This window comes from Chryseobacterium sp. CH21, from assembly GCF_004119445.1.
In the GTDB taxonomy this organism is placed as follows: Bacteria; Bacteroidota; Bacteroidia; order Flavobacteriales; family Weeksellaceae; genus Chryseobacterium.
In genome coordinates this window covers 20178-41678 of record NZ_QICI01000082.1, presented here as the reverse complement: position 1 = coordinate 41678, position 21501 = coordinate 20178, and the positions used below count along the sequence as shown (strand labels likewise).

The window sequence follows — 21501 nt, the reverse complement described above, 5'->3', positions numbered from 1 at the left end:
ATTCGTTATACTGGTATACTCTGTGACACTGGTAACAAAAGTATACCAATTTGAAATAACTTTGTCAAAAAAATTTTACAATGAAAAAATTAAGTAATAAAATAGCTGTTGTAACAGGAGGAAACAGTGGAATCGGGTTCGCTGCAGCAAAAGAGCTTATTTCAGAAGGGGCAACCGTGATGATTACCGGAAGACGAAAAGAAGCTGTAGAAAAATCAGCTCAGGAGATTGGAGCTACTCCGTTTATTGCAGATCAGGCTAATCTTGATGATATTGATTTACTGAAGAAGGAAGTAGAGAAACAGTTTGGAAAGGTAGACATTCTGTTTGTCAATGCAGGAATTACAGGAACTCTGACACCTATTGAAAATATGGATGTAGAAAATTTTGATCAGGTGATGGATATTAATTTCAGGGGAGCTTATTTTACGTTAAGCAAATTCATTCCTTTATTGAATGAAGGAGCTTCCGTTATCTTTTTATCTTCTATTGTTGCTTCTACCTATAAACCTAACAGTTCAGCATATCAGGCAAGCAAAGCCGCATTGAATTCAATTGCAAAAACAGCAGCAGCAGAATTAGCTCCAAGGAAAATCAGAGTGAATATGATAAGTCCGGGTCCTATAAAAACAGAAATTATGAATAAGGCTGGTCTGGATGAAGAAGCTTTGAAAAATATTAAAAATTATCTCATAGATCAAATTCCATTAAAGAAAATGGGAACAGCTGAGGAAGTTGCCAAGCTGGTTACTTATTTATCAGACAGTGAAGCCTCCGGTTATGTCACCGGAACCGAAATTGTGATAGATGGCGGTATGACATTATAAGGAATCAATTCCAACAAATCCCAGTAGTGCAGCTATCGGGATTTTTCTTGTGTATTTTCGGGGTTAAAAATTCCGTATTCGCCTCTTGATTTGTCCAGATCAGTTTGTTTTTCGTTTCAGTACATGTACTACTCACTTACTTTTGAATCATAAAAAAACAATACTCATATGGACACCGCAAAGAAAAAAAGAAGTCCCATTGCCATAGTGTTTCTGGCTATACTAGGAATTTCCGGAGGGTTGCAGCTATTCAGCAGACCTCTTGAAGGAAAACCTATTACAGGAAGAATAGAAGCTCCAAAGGAAGTGATCAGTATTCTTGAAAACTCATGTTTCAACTGTCATTCCAATCAACAAAATTTGAGTTGGTATGATAAAATTACCCCAATTTCCTGGGCCGTTAATAAAGACATCAAAAGAGCTAGAGAAGTTCTGAATTTTTCAGAATGGGAAAAGTTATCTCCGGCTGAACATCAGGGAAAAATGTATGCTATTCTGAATATGATGCAAAGTGGAAAAATGCCTCTTCATGAATATACTCTTCTGCATCCTTCTGCTAAAATTACAGAGAAAGATATTGAAACCATCAAAAAATATGCGCTTTCATTATCCTCCGTACAGCCATCAGTTCAAAATACACCTGAGGTATATCCTACCTCTCCAACTCCCACTAACACCATCTCTTCAAAATTACCGGTTTCACCGAACGGAGTTCAATACAGCCCTGATTTCAAAAACTGGAAAGTGATCAGTATGAGTACGTTGTTTGATAATTCCATCCGTGTGATTTATGGGAATGACATTGCTGTAAAAGCAGTGGAAACAGACAACTTTCATCCTTGGCCAGACGGAAGCATTGTGGTAAAATCTGTATGGAAACAGGAAGAACTTCCAAACGGTGAGATCAGACCCGGGAAATTTATCAATGCACAGTTTATGGTAAAGGATTCCAGACAATATCAAGATACTGAAGGTTGGGGATTTGCGAAATTCTCAGGAGATGAACTTCATCCTACGGGAAAAACAGCATCATTTGCGAAAGAATCATGCATTGCCTGCCACAGACAGCTGGCTGAAAAAACAGGCTATCTGTTTGATGTTCCTATGAAAGTAAATACCCAAAGATTAATTCAAAACTTACAGAAAAAATGAAAAATACCATTCTGCTTTTATTGGTAAGCCTTATTTCTCTTACCGCCTGCAGCAAAGAAAATAATGATACAAATAATGGACTTTCAAGGATTGTTTTTGATCCTGGCCATCTGAAATTCATCTCCAATTCTTTAAATCCTAAGAAAGAAACCATGTCGGCTTTATATGGAAATGAGAAAGCATTGGAATCTTTATCCAAAGAAAGTAAAACACCTGAAGCTGGTGCCGTAATGAAACTAGTTACCTGGAAATATCATGATAATCCTCAATACATTGGCGGAACTATCACCGGAGAACTGGTAAGTATTGAAACTGTTCAGGCCGATCATCTTGGAAAGGTTTCCTATGATATAAAAAATAATCTGCCACAAAACAGCTCTCCCGATAAAGAAGAAAGAATACACTATTTTATGAGTTACCGCCCTGTAAGCAGGCCTTAATAAAAAACTTCCGTTTCACTATTTATCATAATATTATCGATAAAAAGCATTAATTTAACCTTTTCAAATCAGCAGATTTCATGCAACAGCAAAAAATAAAAATCTCACAAGCCATTATCTGGATAAGCTCCATTTTCCTGGGCGTTTTATCATCTGTACCTCAGCTTGCATCCCATCAGTTCGACTGGAAAGAAGCTTTGGTCAACTCGGGGATTACGGCAGCATTTTCGGTCATTATGTGGTACATTAATATTTATATGCTTAACCGCACGAAAAAACGAAGACAGCATATCTCCTATTCAAGATTGATGGTGGTACTCGCTTTTGGGATGGTGATTATGTTTGGCCTGGCATGGATTCAGCAGCTGATCCTCTCCCATATTAATTTTGGTCCGGTCATGCTGATGATTGAAGTAAGAGGAATCTTAATCAATCTGGTGTGCTACATGTTTCTGAACCTTCTTCAGCATAATTATACGGGACAACAGGTACAGCTTGAACTGGAAAAGGTAAAAAGTGATAATCTCGGGGCTCAATATGAATTATTAAAGCAGCAGATCAATCCACATTTTCTGTTCAATAGCCTGAATACTTTAAAAATGATGGCAGAAACGCGTGATGAAGAAACAGTAGATTTTGTTGTAAAACTTTCTGATTTTTACAGATTTACGCTCGAAAGCAGAAAATTAGACCTGATCAGTGTTCAGGAAGAGATGAAAATAGTAGATGCTTATCTTTTTCTTCAGAAAGCCCGTTTTGGCGACGGAATTATGTTTACCAATCAGCTTGAAAAGGCAATCGGCTCTACGCTTATTCCTCCTTTTACGCTTCAGCTTTTGGTGGAGAATTGCATCAAACATAATATTGTTTCACAGAGTAAACCATTACATATTAAAATTTATACTTCCAACGATCATATTGTGATTGAAAATCCTATACAGCGAAAAGTGAATCCTGAAGATTCTTTGGGAGTGGGATTGGATAATATTAAAATGCGTTACAAGCACTTGTTGGAAAAGGATATTATTATTAATTCAGACGAAAAAACATTTCAGATAAAACTACCATTAATTCATGAATATCATCATTATTGAAGACGAATTCAGGGCTGCAAAATCCCTTCAGAATTTAATCTCAGATTTAAAACCGGCCTCCAAAATACTGGGTGTTTATGACAGTATTGAAACAAGTATTGAAGGCTTACAGGAGATCAAACCCGATCTTATTTTTATGGACATCCATCTTTCGGACGGGCTTTCGTTTGAAATTTTCAAATCGGTGGAAATTACCTGCCCTGTAGTTTTCTGTACTGCATTTGATCAGTATATGCTTGATGCTTTTAAAAGTAAAGGGGTTGATTATGTTTTAAAACCATTCTCAAAAGAGGATATTGCAGAAGCCCTCCGAAAAGTGGATGAACTTAAAAAATTCTTTCAGAAAAATGATCTCCCGGACTTGGAATCTATTATTCAAAAAATGAATCAGCCTTCTGGTAAAAGCAGTTTTTTAGTGTTTAAAAATCAAAAATACACAACGATTCCTACAGAAGATATTGCCTATTTTTATATCCATAATGAGATTACCCATCTTGTTACATTTGCCAAAGAGCAGTTTCCTCTTACCCAGCCTTTGGGACAGGTAGCAGAACAGGTTTCTGACAAGCAGTTCTTCAGGGTCAATCGGCAATATCTTGTTAATTTTAAAGCCATTAAGGAAATGGAACATTACTTTCAACGTAAAATACTGGTAAAACTAACGATTGAAACTCCTGAGAAGCTTTTGATTAATAAAGAAAAGACGCATAGTTTCTTTACCTGGCTGGAGGATAGATAAAGGAGGAAGGAAGCTGGGTGCTGGAAGTACTTGAAGGCATTATAATCTATAAAAGTCTTATTTAAATACATTATAGCCCTGATTGAGATGATCAGGGTTTTCTTTTGCTTTAATTTTTTAAGCTTCATTGCTCATATTTTTACTATCAAAAAATATAAACATCAATTCCTTTTTGCACTCCAAAAACTTCCAGCATCCTTCTTCCAGCATCCAGCCTTAAAATACTTCCCCTCACAATTTCCGGGTTCACCTTGTAATTTGTCCGGTTGAGCATTTTTTACATTTTTTTACCTTCGCACAGTATCTACTTTTGAATCAAATTAAAAGAAATGATACTAAAAAACTTAATCATAGTAAGTGCTTTCACGGCTTTACTATTTGCTACTTCAGCATTTATTTATCAAAATAAAGAACAAAAGACGGCACAGCATTTAGCTGATGAGAACAATGGTTTTGCTGTCTTGGAGCTTTTCACTTCAGAAGGCTGTTCCAGTTGTCCTCCGGCAGATGAACTGATGGGAAAAATAGAAAAGGATTACAAGGACCAACCTGTTTACCTTCTCTCCTATCATGTAGACTATTGGAACCGTCTTGGATGGAAAGACAGATTCAGTACTGCTGAAAACTCTCGACGACAACAAGAGTACAGCCATATTCTAAACTCACAAGTTTATACTCCACAGCTGGTAGTGAATGGAAAGACGGAATTTGTAGGTTCTGATGAAAGTAACATTAAAAATGCTATTCAGAAGGCTTTACTTACTGATAAAAAGACAAAAATAGAACTGTCGGCAACTGCTTCTCAAAAGGATATTAATGTGTCATATAAAACATCTTCTAATGATCCTAAGAACATGCTTCTCATTAATCTGGTTGAAAAACATTCTTCTACTCAGGTAGGAAAAGGGGAAAATGAAGGACGTCATCTCCATCACTGGCAGATTGTTCATCAGCAAAATTCAATTTCATTGAATAAGCAACAAGAAGGGACTACAACATTCAAACTTCCGGAAGGTTTTTCACCAGAGAACTGGGAAGTAATAGCATTTATTCAGAATGTAAAAACCGGGCAGATATCGGGATCAGCAAAAACAGCTTTTAAATAAAATTCTAACCATTCAATCAATATTAAAAATTACAACAATGAAAACAAAAACAACAAAAATTATCTATTGGGCAGGCACTATTTTTATGTCATTATGGTTTGGAGCCAGCGGCTTCTTTGAACTGACAAAAAATCCTGTTGTATGGGACATTACCCAACAGCTCGGTTATCCGCCTCATTTCATTTATATACTGGGTGTTTTTAAAATTTTGGGAGTGCTTGTTCTTCTGCTTCCCAATAAATTATTAAGACTGAAAGAATGGGTATTTGCAGGAATGTTTTTTGATATTCTGTTTGCCTTCTTTTCAAAAATCATGGTACTTGGGTTTCCATCAACTGTGGATGCGATAGTTGCTTTTTCCGTGCTCTTAGTGACATATCTGATGTTCAGAAAACTTTACCCTCCTGAGCTGATATACGGGGAAGCTTAATATTTATAAAACTCTTATTTTTCTTATGTTTGAAACCTATCCTCCCATTAACGGGAGGATAGGTTGTTTTATAAGTTTGGGCTAAAGCCTGACGAAGAGACATTATTCATTAGAGCATTATGAGTTGATGATTCCTTTTAAAAATTCTTTGAATTTTTGCCACTCGTCCGGAGGCTAATCTATAGGAGTTTTATAATTCGGATCCCTTTTTTCATTGTTTGTGCCAGTTTCTTGATTCCCGGAAAGGGATAATTTTTTGTTGGGCTTCATCCGGAGCAATCTGTTCTGTTACTGATTCCAATATGAAATTTTGTTGTTGGAAAAAACAAATAATATGAACTACATTTCCTGATTTTTCTTTGAATTCATCTTGACTTTATTTTTTGAATCTTTCTAATTATAAAGTATATATTTATTAATCACCAGTCATTTATCCATACAACATACTGCTCAAAAAACACTCTTTTAAAAGTTATTTCAGAACTTTGGACATTTTTTTGTATATTCTTTTCATAATTTTGAAACTACAGATATGAAAGCCATTCATTACATTTTACTCTTGCTCTTATTCAGCAGTTGTTCTTCTGCTCAGTACTTTAAAGTGATTGAAGCCACTCATACTCTTACAATGGGAGGATTGCAAGGAGCAAGATCTGAAAGATTCAATATCATGATCAAAGACAATCCGCAGCTTGATATAAAATATCTCTTAGCTGGAAATGTTGAAATAACTTTAAATAAAGAAAATAAAAATGGTATTACCTATCTGCAAGGAGTCTATTTTCCCGAGAGCCAGGAATACCCTACCATGAACGAAAAAAGTGGAACTACAGACAGCATCCCGGAGAAAACTTTTGATCTGAATACAATCTATCTCGTCTCTGAAAATATAAGAACAAAGAAAACAATCAAGCAAAAAATAAAAATCCTCAACAAAAACATCAAAAATCAAATAAAAAAAGAAGAACACCCTCAATAAATTAAAAACTATTCCATAAAATGTTTTTTATGTGATAAAAAACAATATTTTTATGCATCAAAAAAACAATATGAAACTAAAATCAATTTTCGGACTTGGCCTTACTATAGCCTCGTTGTATTTGAATGCACAACAACCTTCTCTAGGTAAAGAAAACCCTAACTCGAAAGTCAACAAAAAATACCTGAAACATATTCAGGATATTACCAACACTTTTCAGAAAAATGTAAAGTTTGCTAAAGAGCACAATCAAAAACCGCCTGATGAGTATTATCTGCAGGACTTTATTGCTACAATGGATCCTGAAACGGGAACAGTAAATAACCAAAACTACGTTGAACTTGAAAGAAAAGTAAAGAATGGAAAATTCCAGGCTCAGCAAGATCTTAAGATTTTCAATGGAGCAAGAGGAGGTACAGCTAATAAAAGTATTACTAATTTGTGGGTAGAAAGAGGACCTTATTCCGTAGGAGGAAGAGTGAGAGGTATTATGTTTGATCCGAATGACTCTACCGGTAAAAAAGTTTGGGCAGGTGGAGTTTCCGGCGGACTTTGGTACAATAATGATATTACCGATGTCAATTCCGAATGGACTCTTGTAGATGCTTTCTGGTCCAACACGACAGTATCCTGTATTACTTCAGATCCTAATAACCCACAGATTTTTTATGTGGGAACAGGTGAAGTGGAAACCGGAGACTTCAGTGGAATGGGCATTTGGAAAACCACAAACGGAGGAGCAACCTGGCAGCAGGTATTCAATATCGACACCGGATATACTTCAACCGGAGTTAAAAAAGGAACTTATAATATTCCGTCAATAAAGGTGGTCAACAACAACGGAGTATCTGAAGTATATGCAGGCGTTGCTGGAACTTATCTGGGAGATGCCGCCACCTTCATCGGATTATCTGAAGCAGGGCTCTATAAATCTACGGATGGTGTCAATTTTACTTTAGTGAATAGTTTGCTGACAACGGCTACCAGAGGATATGATATTCAGGATATAGAAGTAGGTACAGACAATTCAATTTGGGTGGCGACAAGACAAAGCCGCTTCAGCGGATCCGCTTCCGGGGGAAGAATTTTCAAATCTACTGATCATGGTGCTACTTTTACGAATGTCTATAACGTAGGTAACAACAGCTCAAGGGTCATGGTAGAGGTTTCCAATACCAATCCTTTGAAAGCTTACGCCCTGATGCAGGGAGCGTCAAGTTCAGAACCTGTAAGAATCGCAAAAACTACAGATGGTGGTACGACATGGATTGCGACCAATGTAGCCGGTTCGGGAATAACTCTGCCCAATCCGGTAGATACGAGCCAGCCTGATAATGATTTTACTAGAGGGCAGGCATTTTATGATCTTGTTATTGAAACTGATCCGGATAACGATGAGCATGTGTATGTAGGAGGAATAGATTCTTATAAAAGCACAGACGGAGGTGCTACATGGACTCAGTATACCAAATGGTCAAATAACAACGTGATGGGAACTACCAATATTTCTCTGGTGCATGCCGATCAGCACGCTTTGGTTTTCAATCCAAAAAACACAAGCCAGTTTTTAATGGGGAATGACGGAGGCATTTTCTTTACTTCAGATAAAAACAACCTTGCTAATACTACAGCTCTCGGCATGAGAAATAAAAGGTTTAATGTGACTCAATTTTATCATGGAACATTAAATCCGTCTTCTACATTTGCCAATGAAGACATGATTTTAGGAGCTCAGGATAACGGAACAAAAAGACTTTCCGGAGCTGCTTTAGCCAATAACTTCTACAACACTTCGGAAGTATATGGTGGAGATGGCGCTTATACAGCCTTCGATGATCAGAATAAGTACTATATCGCATCCTATGTTTACAATTACCATATTATTTTCAATTCACAGGGATCATATTATCTTATGCCTACTGCTGCTCAAAGAGATGCAGGGTTATTTATAAACCCTCTTGCAGTAGACAGAAATCTTGACATATCTTATAGCAATGCCAATGCATCGAACTCCACCTCAATAGTACTGAACAGAGTAAGCGGACTTGCAAGTCTACCATTAAGTCTTACAAGAACTCAGCTTACCATTGCTAGTGTAACAGCTGGTGAGTTTGTTACGGACATTCTTGTATCTCCTTATACTACTACAAGCAGCAGTCTTTTCATAGGATTATCTTCCGGAAAATTATTTAAGGTGACCAATGCCGATACTACTCCGGTAACTTCATTAATCAATTATAATTTCGGCGGTTATATTTCTGATGTTAAACTTGGAGCATCTGAAAGTGAGATTATGGTCACTGTTTCTAATTTTAATAAAACGAGTGTATTTTACACTACTGATGCAGGAATAACCTGGGTGTCTAAAGAAGGAAATCTTCCGGATATTCCTGTTAAAGCTATATTTATGAACCCTGAAGATAATAATGAAGTGATTCTGGGAACTTATTACGGAGTATGGGGAACAGCCAATTTCCAGTCTTCTTCCCCTACATGGGCTTTATATTCCGATGGTTTAGGAAAATTTAAGGTAAATCATTTTGATTATCGTCCATCAGATAAAACAATCCTTGCGGTAACGTATGGAAGAGGAGCTTTTACTACCAGAATAAACAATACGACTTTAGCTACTTCTGAGTCACAGCAAAACCTGCTCAACAACCGTGTGTATCCAAATCCTACCAGAGGTCCTATTCAGGTAAAACTTGAAAACGGTAAACCGATGGATATAGAGATTTATGATGCTTCCGGAAGGCTCGTTATGACAAAGAAAAATATTAAATCTAATGAAGAGTTTAATATTGAAACCCTGAGTAAAGGAGACTATGTACTGAAAGCTTTACAAAACGGCAGTATGGTATACACTGCAGTAATTATCAGAAAATAATTCTTAATTTTTTACAATAAAGCAGAAAGGTAAGGTTATGTTTACTTTTCTGCTTTCTAATATTCAACAGTAAGATTGATGAAAAAAAACTATATTATCGCTCTTTCATTATCATTAATGGGATTTGCCCATGCACAGGAAACTGAAAAAAATATTGATGAGGTAGAAATCCATGCAAGAACAAAAGTTGTCAAAGAGCGGGAAGAATTTAAAAGACACGCACAGTCTACAGAGGTTATTTCTGATTATGAAATAAACCGTAATAATCCTGCATTTGTGGAACAAAGCCTGGGTACAATGGCGGGTGTTCAGGTGGAAAAAAGAACCCAGCTGGGTGGACAAAGAATTGTAGTGAGAGGATATGGGAACGATCAGAAGTTTAACAATTGGGGAATAAAGATGTACCTCAACAACATTCCTCTTACCGGAGCAGACGGAGTTACCGTTTTAGATGATGTTAATTTCGGACTCGTTAACCGTATAGAAGTTATAAAAGGGCCGGCAGCCACATTATATGGTGGAGGCTCCGGAGGTGCAGTCAGGTTTTATATGCAGTCCGAAACCAGAAAAGGCACTTCTATTTCTGAGCAGTTTAATACAGGTTCTTTTGGTTTATTTCAAAGCTCTACCTCTGTTACCAATGTAGGAGACAACCATTCCATCACAGCCAATTACGGACATATCGGAAGTGACGGGTATCGTCCTCATGGTAAAAGCATCAAAAACTTTTATAACATCAATGGAGAATTTAAACTGAATTCAAAGCAGAAGATCACTTTACTCGCTACTCATGGAAATTCTCTGGAACAGGTTTCCGGCCAAATCTCTTATGATGATTATTATAATAGGATAGACAATGGAAACTTTGCCTACATCAGAAGAGGTGCCAAAACAAAATTCGTTACCTCCAGAGTTGGAGTGGGCCATATCTGGCAAATCACTCCTGATTTCAAAAATAATACGGCCGTATTCTACACAGGAACTATCGGTGATAGAATTGCTGCAGGAGCGTATGAAACATCTTCTTTTTCCAACTATGGGGTAAGATCTGTATTTAATTTCAACAAAGAGTGGGATGATTTTAAAAGTCAGACAGAGTTTGGAATCGAAATACAGCAATCACAGTCTACTATCACCAATTATCGGTATAAAAGTGTAACTAGTAGCGAACCTCCTATTTTGAGGCCGCTTTCTGATGGATCTTATTTTAAGAATATGAATCATCAGAACAACTATTTTGCCGTTGAAAAGTTCACTTATAAACCATGGGATCTAATGTTTCTTGCAGGTGTCAGTATCAACCAGATAGGCTATAACAGAAAAGATCTGTTGGCTTTACCCGGTTTATTTGCACCGAGTGTCAATAAAAAAGACCTGTCTTTTGATAAAAAATTTAAAGTGGTAGCCACTCCTCATTTTGCTCTTCAGAAAGTATGGAAAAATCAGATATTCAACCTAAGCTACAGTGAAGGATATAATGCTCCGACTTCTGCAACTGCTTTTATAGCAGGACTTAATATAACTAATGACAACTTGATTGCAGAGAAAGCAAAAATGTGGGATTTCAGTGTACAGGGATTGATTGAAAATACTTCAATAGATTATCAGTTCTCACTGTTCAGTATCAATATCACAGATAAGCTTACGCAATTGGGAGCCACCATGTCCAATCCAGAAAAAACACCTTATACCTATTGGGCCAATACCGGGGATCAAAAAAACAGAGGATTGGAAATGAGCATAGGATATTCTTACAAACCTACCCGTTCTTTTGTTTCGAAAATCCAGCCTTTTGTCAATTATACCTATAATGATTTTAAGTATTCCAATTTCAGCACCTATTTAAAGGAAGACGGACAGCCGGCAAGAGTCAATGTTTATGATAACAAAGATGTAGTAGGAGTACCTAAAACTAAATTATCTGCCGGATTGGATTTTGAAACCCATTTTGGACTGTACTGGCAAAATACCTATAATTTTATGGGAGGCGTCTACACCGACTTTGCCAACACCAATAAAGTAAGAAGTTTTGGTCTTTTAAACTCAAAAATAGGATATAAACAAAGCTTCAATAAATGGGATCTGGATGTATTTATTATGGGAAACAACCTGACCAATCAAATCAATTACACGTTCTTATTTTACGGAAACAGTATCAACGATACAGATGCAGATAATCAGTATAATAATTCTTCGGTATATACCGATGTAAATCCCGGTCCTAGTAAAGCTTATTTCTTTACTGGGTTTAATATAAAGTATAATTTCTAATATTATTGACTGTTTTCGTGGCTTTACATCTCCATTAGTGAACAGTCAAAACAAAAAGCTGGGTTCCTGATGACAGGAACCCAGCTTTTGTATAAATAATTCTTAGTTGTTTACCAGTTTCATTGAACCTTCGGTATACCTTTCTCCTACATTCGGGTACTTTTTCAGAATAGCATCAATGGTCTCCAGATCTGATTGGGAAAGGTCTATATTGACGGCTGCAATATTTTCTTCCAGGTATTTGATTCGTTTGGTACCAGGAATCGGGATGATATCTTCGCCCTGACTCAATACCCAAGCTAATGCAAGTTGTGTCCCTTTTACTCCTTTAGAAGCGGCAAACTCATTGATCTCGTTAGCTAATTTGGTATTATTTTCCAGATACTCCTGCTGATAACGTGGTAATGTTTTTCTGAAATCGTCATCACCTAATTTCTGTACCTCATAAATATTGGTAAAAAGTCCTCTTGCCAATGGTGAATAAGGCACTAAAGAAATCCCCAGCTCTCTGATGGTTGGTAGAATCTCTTTTTCAACATCTTTTGTAAGGATAGAATATTCTGACTGTAATGCTGCAATAGGGTGAACTTTGTTCGCTTTTCTGATCGATTCTGCTGAAGCTTCAGATAATCCGATATATTTCACTTTTCCGGCTTTTACCAGCTCTGCCATTGCTCCTACAGTTTCTTCTACAGGTACATTGGGATCTACTCTGTGAGCATAGTACAGGTCAATAGTATCTATTTTTAATCTTTGAAGGCTTAAATCTACGGCCTTTCTGATCCATTCCGGAGAACCGTCAAAATAAGTTCCGGGGGCTCCACTGTGGCTAGCTTTTCCATCTTTAAATCTGAATCCGAATTTGGTAGCAATAAAAATCTTATCTCTGTTCGGAACTAATACTTTAGAGATTAGTTTTTCATTTTCTCCGTTGGCATACATATCTGCCGTATCCCAGAAGTTAACGCCTAAATCTAATGCTCGGTGCAGTGTATTGATACTTTCCTGCTCATCTGTAGGGCCATAAGCAAAGCTCATTCCCATACATCCTAAACCGATTGCTGATAACTGTTCTTCTGTGTTTCCTAATTTTTTAAATTTCATGATAGGTATGATTTAATTTTACAGGACAAAATTAGAACATCCGGAAACGATCTGCTATATAGAATTCAAACTAAGAATTATAAAATTCAAACAACATCCATTCTTAGGGCGTTGGGAGTAATTCCGGTTTGTTTTTTAAAGTAATTGGTAAAATAAGCGGGTTCTTCGAATCCTAACCCATAAGCGATCTCGGCAATATTCCAGTCTGTATGTTTCAGTAAAGCATTGGCTTCCTGTATGATTCTTCCGGTAATCTGCTGACTGGTTGTTTTCCCTGTAATCTCTTTTACGGAGCGGTTTAAAGAATTCACATGAATGGAAAGACTTTGAGCATAATCATTGGGAGTTTTTAATTTTAAAAATGCTTCAGGACTGTCTATTGGAAACTGTCTTTCAAGAAGTTCCATAAATAAAGAAGCAACTCTTTGTGAGGCATTCTGATAAGGTTCAAAACTCTCTGCCGGCTGCATTCTCATGGTTTCATGAATCATCAGATGAAGGTAAGCTCTCAGCATATCATATTTGTGAATATACTCAGACTGAATCTCCGTCATCATTTTGGTATAAATCTCGGCAAGTATTTTCTGCTGTTCCTCATCTACAAAGAAAACCGGAGTTCCTCCAATCTTAAAAAGCGGAGAATCCTGAAGGTTTCCCATACGGGTTCCATTGTGCAGAAACTGATCTGTAAACAGGCAGAACCAGCCTTTCTGATCTTCATCGTCAGCTTCCCAGGAATAAGGAATAATGGGGTTGGAAAACAATAATGCAGGACGGTCTACTTTGATCCATTTATCAGCATAATGAAGTTTTCCCTTTCCTATGATCAGTGAAATCTTATAATAATCTCTTCTGCTGTAAGGGGTAAGCGGGGAACAGTATTCTCTTGAAAATACATTAAAGTGCCCCATTTTATTCACACCAATACATTGTGATGCCAGATTGGGGGCATTTCTTTCATAAAAACCTTTGAGTGATTCGTGTGATTCCATAGATCAAAGTTATAAAATTCAAACAAATTAAATAATGATCATCATTAAAAAAATAAAATGGCTGACAAAGATGTCAGCCATTTCAAAATAAGATATAGTTGATCATGGATTAATCCCAATCATCATCATGACCATGATGTTTATTTTGTTTTTTATAATATTTCTCCTGGTTTTTATAGTATTTTTCCTGCTGCTTACGGTATTTTTTATAATCGTTTTTGTTTCTGCCATAAACAATTACCGGGTTTTGACCTCTGTAATATTTCTTTTTAAAAATAATATACTTTTCCCTACCCATGATTCTTTCCAGCTCCGAATAACGGTCGCCTCTCCATCTTCCCGGATCTACCACATACACCCTGTTCCAGGTATCATAATCACGGTATCTGTCATTCAAAACATAAATCTGGTTAGCCTGAGTTGTAGACAATAACAGATCAGCAACTACTTTTTGCCAGTTTAGATCTGAAATACTCCTTCTATAATCATTATAATAATCTGACTGGGCATAGCTCAAACTGAATGTTCCAATCAAAAATGCTGTTAATATTAACTTTTTCATTTCATTCCTCTTTAAATTAAACATCAAGACCTAGTCAATTAAAGTGCCAATTCTTAATTACAAAAGCCAATATTTGTTAAGAAAAACCACAAACAACTGATTATCTTTGAAATATTTTCTTTTTTTTCACAAAATCATTGAATGTTAATTATTTAAAATTATAATGGGAACGTAATTAGTTTTATTAAATATAATTATATTGAGTATTATTAATCAACGGATTGCAATTTTTAAATTAAGTATTTTAAACTACATCTGTTTTAAGTTTTGGCTATAGCCAATGGATCAATAATTTATTATGAGGTGGGTTAAAGACCATCCCTATTGAATTTAATCAACAACATCTTTTATCTTTTATCTTTTATCTTTTATCTTTTATCTTTTATCTTTTATCTTTTATCTTTTATCTTTTATCTTTTATCTTTTATCTTTTTCTCATTTATGTTATAAAATTCGTTAAGATTCCGAAAAACTATTATTTCATATGATTTAATTTCGTAATTTTAATGGAGAGAATGTTTTTCAGAAAATTTTCTCCTATCATTTTTAATCAACCAAATCTTACATTATCATGGAAAATATAAAGTTTCAGGTATCTCAATATCAAGATGAATTGCAGCTGCTTATAGATGGGAAAAAGGCAGGTTATATGTCCATAGAGGTTGACGGAAGACTGCTTATCGTATTTTATACAAAATTGGATGAGGAGCGTGAAGGAAAAGGATATGCCAAACTATTACTGGATGAACTTGTGCGTTATGCAGAGGAAAAAGATTTGCTTGTAGACCCGGAATGTGATTTCGTCAGACAACAGTTTGAAAATCATCCCGCAAGATATAAAGAAATCTGGCATGCCTGATCAGCTTTCCCACCAGGTGGTAAATTGCTGGTCTGATTGATTTAGCTCTACTACCTCGCCGATCATCGGAGTGAGGATATTCAATTTTTGTTCTTTTCCAAGAGCTGTAATCCTTTGTAAAGGTTCATTCCATGGATGAAAAGTGCCAATGCAAATTTTGCTGCATGAACCGGTAAGATATGCGCGGCTTTCAGATCAATGCCAGCCTGAATAACGTCTTCCGGTAATGTATGAATATACCTCCATGCTTCTCCATACTGCCCATTCTCCAGAATTGCATAATCGAAAGGACCATATTGCTCACCTATTCTTTTAAAATGGGAATCATAGCCGCTGTCTCCTCCTAAGAAAATTTTCTTTGTGGGTGTTATCAGAACGTAAGAACTCCATAAGGTATCATTCTGTCGGATTCTTCTGCCCGAAAAGTGTCTGGCAGGGGTAAAAACAATTTTCAATTTATTCTTCAGATTAATTTCGGCTCCCCATTCTTCTTCAATAAGTGTATTCTCAGCATATCCCCATCTTTCCAGATGTGCACCTACTCCCAAAGGTATAATAGCCATTCCTGTTCTGTCTCTGATAGATTGTACAGTGGGATAATCCAGATGGTCAAAATGATCGTGGGTTATGACCAGATAATCAATATTGGGAATATCTTCAGGTTTAAAAATATCTGACCCTTTAAATGCTTTATTAAAGTATTTAAAAGGTGAACCATATTTACTCAGCACAGGATCAATCAGAAAGGAAATACCATCTGTCTGAAGATAATAAGATGAATGTCCCAGCCAGATAAATACGTCCTGATTTTTATCTCTATTTTTTAAATCCGTATGAATGGAAGGAATTTCTTTCAAAGGTTTCAGCAATGGATCTTTTTTTTCTAAAAAGAAATCGTAGGTCACTTTCGACATTTTGTACCCTTCTGTGATAGAGGGTGTATGGCTGATATTCTGAAACTGCCTTTTCTTGTAGAGTTTCGATTGTTTAATGCGTTTCAGTCTCTCCCCTTTTGGCACACCACCAAAAGCCTTCATATTGATCACAATAAAAAAAGTAACCGTCAAAACAGCTACAATCGTAATAATCCAATAAATCATTTGTACAAAATAAGCATCAAATGTATCGACTTTTGGTTTGAAATGAAAATTTATTCCATCTTACTATAATTTTTAACTAAATTTATCATGAATTTTAGAAAATTTATTATTCATTTAAGTCAGGATTAATTTTAAACTTTCTATTTTAGCACGTTAAAAAAACTCAGATACATTGAAAAATTATTCATTAATATTTCTCCTCGCTATTTTTTCGTCCTGTGCCTCTATAAAAAAACACAACGAACAGCGGGCTTCATGTATCCCACCGGAGCAACTTAAAGAAGATGTGGACTTTGCATATTCAAAATTACAGCAAATGCACCCGCAATTATACTGGTACATTCCCAAGAAGGAATTGGACCATAAATTTGACAGTCTTAAACACACCATCACCGAGCCTCTCACCCCTCTTCAGTTTTATTTTAAGCTTCAGCCTGTTATTGCAGGAATCCGTGAAGGGCACCTTTCATTGAGAATTCCCAGAAAAAAGTTCACGAAAAGAGAATATAAAAGACTGGAACACCAAAAAGGAATGTTCAGTCGTTTTGAATATTATATTAAAGGGGATCAGATGTATATTGTTCAAAACAGAGATTCTATTGAAAATATCCAACCCGGAACAGAAATTTTATCCATCAACAATGTTCCTATTTCAGATTATATAAAGAAATACAGAAGTCTGATCAGCAGTGATGGCGACAATACGACTTTCTATCCTTATTTTTTGAAGGATCTATTCTTTAATTTTTATACCGCAGAAAATGGTTTTGGAAGTAAAGCTACTCTTGAAACCCTTTATCAAGGAGAGAAAAAAACCTTCACTTTAACCAGAGAGATAAAATCTGATACAGAGCTGGAAAAAGATAAGGAAATGAAGAAAAAAACTCCAGAAAAGAAACTGAATGATTATGTAGCAGCCAGCAATTCTTACAACAGAAGTTTTAAGTTTCTGGATAAAGACAGTACAATTGCTTATATTAAAGTAAAAAGTTTCTCAAGGGAATATTCTGATGAATTTTATAAGAAGACATTTGCCAAAATCAACGAAGCAAAGTCTCCTTACCTCATCATAGATGTCCGTAATAACTATGGCGGCTCTCTTTATGAGATCAATAACCTGTATTCCTATTTAGCAGAGGCTCCGTTTACTCTGATTAAACCTTCCCAGTTAACGTCAAGAAATGTTCCACTGCGCACAAATTATTTCAGAAAAAGTAATCCTTTAGAATATGCTCTTAAAAGTATTGCCTACCCGAGTTACTTTTTTGCACAAACCTTCAGTACCTATAAAAAAGATGGAAAAGTTTTCTATAAAATGAAAGCTGACAAACCAACAAAGCCTAATAAAGCTGCCTTTCACGGAAAAGTTTTTGTACTGATCAATGGTGGTAGTTTCTCAGCATCTTCTATCATTACCGCTAAACTTAAGAATGATAAAAGAGCAACTCTTGTTGGTGAAGAAACGGGTGGAGCTAATGACGGAACAGTCGCAGGTTTCTATTCTTACCAAAAACTTCCTAATTCTGAAATCAGGTTTCCTATAGGATTGCTTTTGGTACAGCCTAATATCAATTTTTCAGATTCACGGAAAGGCGTTATCCCTGATGTAACTGTTACCGAAAGTATGCAGGATATTATTGATAAAAAAGATCCACAGCTGGATTGGATAAAAAACGAAATCGCAAAAGAAAAGGAAAATAAAGGACAATAATGAATATAGGTTCGGCGGGCTTTCAGCCCGCCGAACTCTTTTTATCTTTTTAATTCTTCCAAAAGATCTTCAATATGTTGGATATATCTTCCGTAATAACGCTGATACCAGAACTTTCCAACTACATAAAGCAAAAACAGTCCTATGGTTACCGTACTAATTAAAACGACTGCAATTTTAAGCTCACTCAAAGGTTTCGGCCATGGTATAAATTCCAGGACAATAAGAATCTCGCATACCAGAAACGGTGCAAAACTGATGTAATATGAGAGATAATACTGCTTGTTGAGGTTGAGCTGCATCACCAGATCTTTTAGGGAATCATAGGTTTTAGGGGCAGGATTACTGATGTCATGATATAATTTAAAGAACTTACTGAAAAAGAAAACGGTAACAATAAGCATGGAAGCAATCAAAACCGTTATATACAGTTGAAGTTTGAATGGTCTGCATACAGAGCACACCAGAAAGGCGAAAACAAAGATTCCTATCATCCACCAGAATTCTACACGCATATTTTTGCGTATCTTTTCAAGGGGAAGGCTCAGTTTATTTCTCTGTTCAAGACTTATTTCGGGAGTTTCCTCCACAATATCTTCATTCCAGGTATTTTTGAATTCATCTATATTCATTGGATTACTGATTTTAATGTTGGTTGATTTTTATTTGGCTTAAGATATCTTTAAGTTTATTTTTTGCCCGGTTCATTTTCACTCTGGCATTGACTTCTGAAATTCCCATCTGTTCTGCAATTTCTTTTCCTGAAAAATCTTCCAGATAGTAGAAAATAAAAGCCTTATCAATGGGATTGAGCAGGTGAATAGCCTTATACATTTCGGTGAGACGTTCTTCTTTACGATAATCATAATCTTCCTGAATAATGATTTGGTTAGAAAAATCTTCATTGGCAATAAAGCTTCTTCGTTTCTCAGATTTCAGGAAAATAATGGCTGTATTCAAAGCGATTCTGTATAGCCATGTTGAAAATTCACTTTCCCCTCTGAAACCAGGAAATGCTTTCCAGAGCTGATAGGTGATCTCCTGAAAAAGATCATCACGGTCATCCTTTTCAGTCATGTACATTTTAGAAATCTTAAATAGGATTCCTTTATGCTGTTCAATTTGGCTTATAAACTCTTGTTCTAATGAGGTCATGGGCTTTTACTCTATAGAGTTAGTTTTCGTTTAAAAAAATTGTTACAGTATTTTCACAAAAGAAATAAAAAAACCCGACAGAAATATACTGCCAGGCCTCATTATGTGTTTTTAATTATTACTATTTTCTCAGAATAGTATTTTACCCGAAATAATTTATGTTGAATTTTATCTTCAATACCTTTCTAAAGCATTTATTCATTTTTGATCTCAACAGTTAGTAGAAAAAAAGTAAAAATGTTACATAAAAAACACAAAACCTGATATTTTTTAATATCAGGCTACATATTTAAGGTATTTAATTCTTTTATTATTTAAAATCTAAGAAATCATCTTTTTCAAGATAATGATTCAGTGCTGTGATCAGCTGAGAGGGAGTAACATCGGCACACTGCGTGAAAGCAAGATCCACCACATCCTGAATATTCTCATCAGAACACATATAATTGAGTTTATTGTGAAAAACAAAATCAGGTAAGATTTCATTATCATTTTCTCCAATATCCAAAGGATCACCAATAAAAATTTTCATTTCAGGTTTAAATTCCTCTTTTGAAGAATAGACTGCATAATTATATTCCGGGTCAAAAGATGCTTTCCGATCCTGCTTACTCTTTACGAGTTCCAGAAATTCTTCTATTACATACATTTGATTTTTAAAATCATCCATGTGATATTTTTTTACAACTCAATTTTCTAAAGATAGAAATTTTGCAGAATATAAAATAATTTCTAATTCAGTTTATTTAAAGCCCTCTGCAGCGATCCTATGTCAAGAAAATCAAGTTTTGCACCTACTATGATAATGATCAAAAGCACCACTGTAAGAAATAAAATGATCACAAAATACATAAATACAAACCAAATAACCGTATTCAGGATATTTCCTTTAATACCCATTTTATTCATGAAAAACATCTGCGAGCGCTCAAACCATGTTTTCCTGTTTTTCGTTCCAGTCTTTACTTCCAGTCCGTTCAGTTCATCTACCAGAAGTACCACATCATCAATATATCTTCCGTACATATAATAAATCCAGTACCGGATAATGAAGGCAATCAGCAAAAGCGTAATCAGAACACTGATTCCGAAAATGGCCAGATTGTATTCCATATCAAAATGAAAATTAATTTGAATGAGAGACAAAAGAAAGCCAATAGGGACATAGGAAAGATAATAAGAGATATAGATTTCTTTCGAAATAAGGAGCTGGGTTTTAAGGTTGAACAAATCATAATTGGTATTGATACTGTTCTTCCGAAGCAGCTTATACAATTTCAGAAAACGGGAATAAAAATAGACAATAATAGCAAGGGTCAGAATGGTAACAAATAATGATATGGTTTTAATATTAGAATCCCTGGATGTAAATGGAAAAATGGTTAAAAGCAAAGGCAATGTCACAATCATCAGCCAAAATTCAGTTTGCATATTCACTTTCAGCATCTGCAATGGAGAATGTATTTCCTTCTGTTTTTCCAGCGAAATTTCAGGGGATTCCTGTCCAGTATCTTTATTCCAAATTTCTTTAAAATTTTCTAACTCCATAGTTTTATCTTTTACTTCGAATCTACCTCCTGTCTGGTAATGATCTCTTTCAGTTTTTCTTTTGCTCTTTTCAGCTTTACTCTTGTATTCACTTCAGTAATTCCAAGCTGAACAGCTATTTCTTTACCCGAAAAACCTTCCAAAAAGAAAAATATAAGCGCTTTATCTATGGGGCTCAACTGATGGATGGCTTCATACATCCGCTTCATATTCATATCATCTACATCATTATAGGGTTCTTGTCTGGCGCTGAGCCCATCCACATTCTGATTCTGTATAAAACTACGTTTTTTTTCACTTCTCAGGAAAACAATTGCTGTGTTAAGTGCAGTTCTGTACAGCCATGTGGAGAAATCACTTCTCTTTTGAAAATCACCGTATGATTTCCAGGCCTGGTAAATGATCTCCTGATAGAGGTCATTCTGATCGTCTTTATTGTCCATATACATTTTAGAGATTTTGAAGATAACACCTTTGTGTTTTTCAATTTTCTCTAAAAATTCTTTTTCCGGTGAAGACATGATGTACACACTGATCCTTGAATG

At 35.6% G+C, this 21501-nt stretch carries 22 protein-coding genes; 12 read left to right on the top strand and 10 right to left on the bottom strand.

Features of this window, described 5'->3' with window-relative positions; all coding sequences use genetic code 11:
• The first annotated feature begins 80 nt into the window (after positions 1 to 80).
• The 5 genes from BOQ62_RS17060 (at position 81) to BOQ62_RS17040 (ending at position 4252) form a co-directional block, all read left to right on the top strand.
• Positions 81 to 827, top strand: coding sequence for an SDR family oxidoreductase (locus tag BOQ62_RS17060; RefSeq protein ID WP_164976778.1), 747 nt, complete (start codon positions 81 to 83; stop codon positions 825 to 827).
• Positions 828 to 995: 168 nt separating this feature from the next.
• Positions 996 to 1979 (top strand): heme-binding domain-containing protein, encoded by a 984-nt coding sequence (locus tag BOQ62_RS17055; protein WP_129041372.1) that lies wholly within the window; start codon positions 996 to 998, stop codon positions 1977 to 1979.
• Complete coding sequence (locus tag BOQ62_RS17050) at positions 1976 to 2419, top strand: hypothetical protein (protein ID WP_129041371.1); 444 nt, start codon at positions 1976 to 1978, stop codon at positions 2417 to 2419. The genes BOQ62_RS17055 and BOQ62_RS17050 overlap by 4 nt, the downstream gene beginning before the upstream one ends.
• Before the next feature lie 80 nt (positions 2420 to 2499).
• On the top strand, positions 2500 to 3513 hold the full coding sequence (locus tag BOQ62_RS17045) for a sensor histidine kinase (protein WP_129041369.1): 1014 nt from the start codon (positions 2500 to 2502) through the stop codon (positions 3511 to 3513).
• Complete coding sequence (locus BOQ62_RS17040) at positions 3494 to 4252, top strand: LytR/AlgR family response regulator transcription factor (protein WP_129041367.1); 759 nt, start codon at positions 3494 to 3496, stop codon at positions 4250 to 4252. Before BOQ62_RS17045 ends, BOQ62_RS17040 begins: the two co-directional genes overlap by 20 nt.
• 145 nt (positions 4253 to 4397) lie before the next feature.
• Here BOQ62_RS17040 and BOQ62_RS23935 read toward each other — a convergent pair whose 3' ends face one another.
• On the bottom strand, positions 4398 to 4526 hold the full coding sequence (locus BOQ62_RS23935) for a hypothetical protein (protein ID WP_262708353.1): 129 nt from the start codon (positions 4524 to 4526) through the stop codon (positions 4398 to 4400).
• Positions 4527 to 4581: 55 nt separating this feature from the next.
• Here BOQ62_RS23935 and BOQ62_RS17035 point away from each other — a divergent pair, with 55 nt between their 5' ends.
• The 5 genes from BOQ62_RS17035 to BOQ62_RS17015 all read left to right on the top strand — a co-directional run bounded on the left by BOQ62_RS17035 (position 4582) and on the right by BOQ62_RS17015 (position 11925).
• Positions 4582 to 5358, top strand: coding sequence for a DUF1223 domain-containing protein (locus BOQ62_RS17035; RefSeq protein ID WP_129041364.1), 777 nt, complete (start codon positions 4582 to 4584; stop codon positions 5356 to 5358).
• Between the two features lie 37 nt (positions 5359 to 5395).
• The gene (locus BOQ62_RS17030; RefSeq protein WP_129041362.1) at positions 5396 to 5788 is read left to right on the top strand and encodes a DoxX family protein; all 393 of its coding nucleotides are present in this window, start codon (positions 5396 to 5398) and stop codon (positions 5786 to 5788) included.
• Positions 5789 to 6320: 532 nt separating this feature from the next.
• Entirely contained in the window at positions 6321 to 6767 is a 447-nt protein-coding gene (locus BOQ62_RS17025) for a hypothetical protein (protein WP_129041361.1), read from the top strand.
• 70 nt (positions 6768 to 6837) lie between these two features.
• A complete protein-coding gene (locus BOQ62_RS17020; RefSeq protein ID WP_164976777.1) occupies positions 6838 to 9654 on the top strand; it encodes a T9SS type A sorting domain-containing protein in 2817 nt (938 codons plus the stop codon).
• A gap of 78 nt (positions 9655 to 9732) precedes the next feature.
• Positions 9733 to 11925: a TonB-dependent receptor gene (locus BOQ62_RS17015; RefSeq protein ID WP_129041357.1), complete on the top strand. Its 2193-nt coding sequence runs from the start codon at positions 9733 to 9735 to the stop codon at positions 11923 to 11925.
• Between the two features lie 102 nt (positions 11926 to 12027).
• Here the strand turns inward: BOQ62_RS17015 and BOQ62_RS17010 are convergent, their stop codons facing one another.
• From BOQ62_RS17010 to BOQ62_RS17000, 3 genes are all read right to left on the bottom strand, one after another.
• Positions 12028 to 13029 carry an aldo/keto reductase gene (locus tag BOQ62_RS17010; RefSeq protein WP_129041355.1) on the bottom strand — a complete coding sequence of 334 codons (1002 nt, stop codon included), beginning with the start codon at positions 13027 to 13029 and terminating at the stop codon, positions 12028 to 12030.
• A gap of 86 nt (positions 13030 to 13115) precedes the next feature.
• On the bottom strand, positions 13116 to 14021 hold the full coding sequence (locus BOQ62_RS17005; RefSeq protein ID WP_129041353.1) for a helix-turn-helix domain-containing protein: 906 nt from the start codon (positions 14019 to 14021) through the stop codon (positions 13116 to 13118).
• Positions 14022 to 14130: 109 nt separating this feature from the next.
• Positions 14131 to 14583, bottom strand: coding sequence for a hypothetical protein (locus BOQ62_RS17000; RefSeq protein WP_129041351.1), 453 nt, complete (start codon positions 14581 to 14583; stop codon positions 14131 to 14133).
• Positions 14584 to 15154: 571 nt separating this feature from the next.
• On the opposite strand from BOQ62_RS17000, the gene BOQ62_RS16995 reads away from it, so the two are divergent.
• On the top strand, positions 15155 to 15442 hold the full coding sequence (locus BOQ62_RS16995) for a GNAT family N-acetyltransferase (RefSeq protein WP_047433564.1): 288 nt from the start codon (positions 15155 to 15157) through the stop codon (positions 15440 to 15442).
• An 80-nt stretch (positions 15443 to 15522) separates the two neighbouring features.
• Here BOQ62_RS16995 and BOQ62_RS16990 read toward each other — a convergent pair whose 3' ends face one another.
• Complete coding sequence (locus BOQ62_RS16990; RefSeq protein ID WP_228414252.1) at positions 15523 to 16542, bottom strand: MBL fold metallo-hydrolase; 1020 nt, start codon at positions 16540 to 16542, stop codon at positions 15523 to 15525.
• Between the two features lie 316 nt (positions 16543 to 16858).
• Here BOQ62_RS16990 and BOQ62_RS16985 point away from each other — a divergent pair, with 316 nt between their 5' ends.
• Entirely contained in the window at positions 16859 to 18253 is a 1395-nt protein-coding gene (locus tag BOQ62_RS16985; protein ID WP_228414250.1) for a S41 family peptidase, read from the top strand.
• A gap of 41 nt (positions 18254 to 18294) precedes the next feature.
• On the opposite strand, the gene BOQ62_RS16980 is transcribed toward BOQ62_RS16985, so the two are convergent.
• The 5 genes from BOQ62_RS16980 to BOQ62_RS16960 form a co-directional block, all read right to left on the bottom strand.
• Positions 18295 to 18885, bottom strand: a complete 591-nt coding sequence (locus BOQ62_RS16980; protein WP_129041348.1) for a hypothetical protein — start codon at positions 18883 to 18885, stop codon at positions 18295 to 18297.
• A gap of 13 nt (positions 18886 to 18898) precedes the next feature.
• Complete coding sequence (locus BOQ62_RS16975) at positions 18899 to 19408, bottom strand: RNA polymerase sigma factor (protein WP_129041346.1); 510 nt, start codon at positions 19406 to 19408, stop codon at positions 18899 to 18901.
• A 310-nt stretch (positions 19409 to 19718) separates the two neighbouring features.
• The gene (locus tag BOQ62_RS16970) at positions 19719 to 20078 is read right to left on the bottom strand and encodes a hypothetical protein (protein ID WP_129041344.1); all 360 of its coding nucleotides are present in this window, start codon (positions 20076 to 20078) and stop codon (positions 19719 to 19721) included.
• A gap of 62 nt (positions 20079 to 20140) precedes the next feature.
• Positions 20141 to 20956: a hypothetical protein gene (locus tag BOQ62_RS16965; RefSeq protein WP_129041342.1), complete on the bottom strand. Its 816-nt coding sequence runs from the start codon at positions 20954 to 20956 to the stop codon at positions 20141 to 20143.
• 11 nt (positions 20957 to 20967) lie between these two features.
• On the bottom strand, positions 20968 to 21477 hold the full coding sequence (locus BOQ62_RS16960) for an RNA polymerase sigma factor (RefSeq protein WP_129041340.1): 510 nt from the start codon (positions 21475 to 21477) through the stop codon (positions 20968 to 20970).
• Positions 21478 to 21501 lie beyond the last annotated feature (24 nt).